Origin of the sequence: Rhodococcus sp. KRD175 (assembly GCF_017168275.1) — a bacterium.
Lineage (GTDB): Bacteria > Actinomycetota > Actinomycetes > Mycobacteriales > Mycobacteriaceae > Rhodococcoides > Rhodococcoides fascians.
Window position 1 is genome coordinate 1 of record NZ_JABFAQ010000048.1, and the last position, 435, is coordinate 435.

Genomic DNA, 435 nt, shown 5'->3' on the forward strand with positions numbered 1-435 from the left:
TCCGTGCACCAGGCAGCGGGCAGTGGGTAGCGCAGCAGGTGGGTGTCGGCGCTACGGCGGGCGTCCGCCTCGATCAACCGGATCGCGTTGTCCGTCCAGCTCCGGGATAGGCTGCGGACCGCGATACAGGCCCCGCCGCTCAACGCACCGACACTGTCGGCTGTGAGCGGCCCAGGTTGCTGCTCGAATCGCGCCCGCCCATTGGGGTCGCGATCAACGTCGGCAGGGTTGCTTCGGGCCGGCAGCAGAATCTCCCCGGCGCAAACGGCGAAGTGCCGATCCCGGCGGAGACGTGCAGCCGCATGTTTGCACCCCAGTGTGACGCTCCTTTGGCCCGGGAGCGGTCCAGACCGCAGTTAGTGACCAGCGCCCCGTACAACGGCAGGCACAGCTGCCCGCCGTGGGTGTGGCCGGCCAGCACCAACTGGTAACCAT

Annotated in this window: 2 pseudogenes; both read right to left on the minus strand. The window is 68.7% G+C overall.

Annotated features, from left to right (window positions below):
• Positions 1–143: pseudogene (locus tag J1M81_RS24640) on the minus strand (PLP-dependent cysteine synthase family protein); the annotation flags it as partial.
• Positions 140–435, minus strand: a pseudogene (locus J1M81_RS24645) (metallophosphoesterase); the annotation flags it as partial. The pseudogenes J1M81_RS24640 and J1M81_RS24645, both read right to left, overlap by 4 nt.